Here is a 2,928-nt window from a genome sequence, read left to right on the forward strand (position 1 = left end):
AAATTTTGCCTCAAACCCTGTCTGCGTAAGGATTTCAGGAGTTTGTACCCAGTAGTTTATTAGTATTACATTGCTTTAACTCAGGCTCTGTAAGACTTTGAGCCATAGCTAGTATATTTATACGGGGGAAGTTCAGATATACAGGATATATCTTCCGCCAAAAATCCCCCTCTTTGGGGAGAAGGGGAAAAGCCAAGCCAAGATTAACCCTGCACCATCACCGAGGCAGCCGCAGCCACACCGGCGCCAGGGGTGACACCTTCGACACCTAACTCGATTAAAGTCGCTTCAATGGCAGCGATAACCGTGAGGATATCCCTCTCACTAGCAAAACCTAAATGACCGATACGGAAGATTTTACCCTTGAGGTGATCCTGACCACCAGCCACAGCGATGTCGAACTTTTTATTGAGAGTCGAACGAATTTTTTCCGCATCTACCAGAGTGGGGGCCACCGCAGTAATCGCCGTGGAAGCCCAAGAATCCGCCGCATAGAGGGGCAAATCCAGGGCGCGCATACCGGCCCGCGTCATCTTCGTTAAGCGTTGGTGACGGGCGAAAATTGCCGCTAATCCCTCCCTTCTCATCATTTGCAGAGAAGCTTGTAAACCGTACATCAGGTTAACTGGAGGGGTAAAAGGGGAACTATCCTCATCGGTGGCTTTTTTGTATTTGCCCAAATCTAGATAAAAACGCGGCAGTTTGGCGGTTTCGTAGGCTTTCCAAGCTTTTTGACTTACGGAAACAAAACCTAAACCGGGAGGAATCATATAACCTTTCTGGGAACCAGAACCGACCACATCTAAACCCCATTCATCGATGGGAATATGATAAGCTCCTAAACTGGTGACAGCATCGACGATAATTAAAGCTTCCCCGTGGTCTTTTACCGCTTTGTTAATGCTTTCCAAGTCATTGAGAACCCCGGTGGAAGTTTCCGAATGGGTGATAATTACCGCTTTGATGGCTTTTTCCTTGTCTTCGGTCAGTTTAGCGGTAAATGCCTCCGGATCTAGGGGTTTACCCCATTCTGCCTTAATGACATCCACATTTAGGCCGTATGCTTTCGCCACTTTCGCCCAACGTTCCCCAAATTTACCATTATCTCCCACCAAAACTCGATCGCCGGGGCTAAGAAAATTAATAATTCCCGCTTCCATGGCACCGGTTCCCGAAGCAGTTAGCATTAAGACATCGCCACTGGTTTGATGCAACCATTTGAGATTTTCGGTTAATTCGGCGATTACCTTGCTAAAAGCACCCGTCCGATGACCTATAGGTGCTTTAGCCATAGCCAATAATACCGCTTCCGGCACTGGTGTCGGGCCGGGAATCATCAACATATTTTTATTTTCCATGGTTCGTCCTCTCTCGTTGGGCTATATTCAAAAAGATAAAAAACCAAATCTCGATCGCATCAATTCTGAGGGGATGATTTAAGATTCGGCAAACTCTGATTATATCCCGGCAGATAGCCTTGTCAGTTATCAGTGATCAGTTAGCAGTTATCAGTTATCAGATGTGAGTTTTCAGTTCACTGATTACTGTTTACTGTTTACTGTTTACTGTTTACTGATCACTGAACTTGCTATGGTTCGATAGGGTGGCATAAATCGACTAAATCTTTATCTGGCAAGAGTTCCATTGATTAGTTTCTTCTAGAGCGAAAACAATTGACAAAAATCGCCAAATGTCTTTCTCTATAAGGGTTTCATCCCTTATAACCCCGTCCATTGCATAGCACAAACCGAAGAACCATAACTGATAACTGATGACTGAAAAACCCCTAACCGAGATTTTCAAAGAGTTTCTGGATACCGACGGCAGCATCGGGCAGTTTTACCAAAGATTCGCCAATTAGAACCGCATTTGCTCCCGCTTGCTTCACTTTCGCCAGATCTGTTGCTGTGTGTAATCCCGATTCGCTGACGATCAGAATACCTTTTTCTCGCACCTGTTCGCCCCTGGCTTCTAGTAATTGGCGAGTATTGTCTAAATCGACTGTAAATGTCTCTAAATTGCGGTTATTAATGCCGATTAGTTCGATTCCCTCAATGGCTAACACTCGATCGAATTCAGCCAGACTATGCACCTCTACCAAAGCTGTCATCCCTAAACCCTTGACAATTTTGACAAAATATGCTAGGTCTTGATCGCTTAAAATAGCGGCAATTAAAAGGACAGCATCGGCTCCTTTAGAGCGAGCGTAGTAGATTTGATAGGGATAAAGGATAAATTCCTTGCATAATAGGGGTAAAGATACCGCTTGCCGGACGAGGGTAAGATTTTCGTAACTACCTTGAAAAAACTTACTATCGGTTAGGACCGATAAACAAGTGGCTCCCCCCTGTTCATAGGTACGGGCGATCGCTACAGGATCAAAATCTTCGCGGATGACTCCCTTGCTAGGGGAAGCTTTTTTCACTTCGGCAATCAAAGCGGGTTGGGTTTTACCCTGTTTTAAGGCGGCTAAAAAGTCGCAAGGTGGCGCAGTATTGGCTATTTTTTGGCGTAATTCCAATAAAGGCAACCGTTCGCGCAATTTATCGACTTCTATCTCCTTATGCCAAACGATTTCTTCTAAAATATTTTGCGGTTGTGCCTCCGGCACTTTCACCACATAACTCAAACTCTCAACTTTGACGGCAGGATTGGGGTGTTTTCTTCGGATCTGCATTTTTTCACTGTCCAGAGCGTGAACAGTGATTAGTTTAACAGTGATTAGTTATCGGTAATTGAAATAGAGACGCAGTCAACCACGTCTCTACAGATATTTAGGGTTTGCTGAAAAAGCTTTTCGGTGGTGGCAGGGTGTGGGGTGTGGGGTGTGGGGTGTGGGGTTTTATCGATTTTCAGGTGGTCAACTACCTAATTTTCAGGGAAAAAGTCCAGGAATTTTCCCCCCGATCCCCGCAATGGCTGGCACTT

General features: G+C 45.2%; 2 protein-coding genes. Both read right to left on the reverse strand.

The features are described from left to right. Nucleotides 1–203 precede the first annotated feature (203 nt). Nucleotides 204–1,358 carry a pyridoxal-phosphate-dependent aminotransferase family protein gene (locus O9295_RS00710; protein WP_002760980.1) on the reverse strand — a complete coding sequence of 385 codons (1,155 nt, stop codon included), beginning with the start codon at nt 1,356–1,358 and terminating at the stop codon, nt 204–206. Between the two features lie 428 nt (nt 1,359–1,786). Next, nucleotides 1,787–2,677: an indole-3-glycerol phosphate synthase TrpC gene (trpC, locus tag O9295_RS00715; RefSeq protein WP_288030951.1), complete on the reverse strand. Its 891-nt coding sequence runs from the start codon at nt 2,675–2,677 to the stop codon at nt 1,787–1,789. Nucleotides 2,678–2,928: the final 251 nt, after the last annotated feature.

Source organism: Microcystis sp. LE18-22.4A (assembly GCF_027531105.1).
In the GTDB taxonomy this organism is placed as follows: domain Bacteria; phylum Cyanobacteriota; class Cyanobacteriia; order Cyanobacteriales; family Microcystaceae; genus Microcystis; species Microcystis aeruginosa.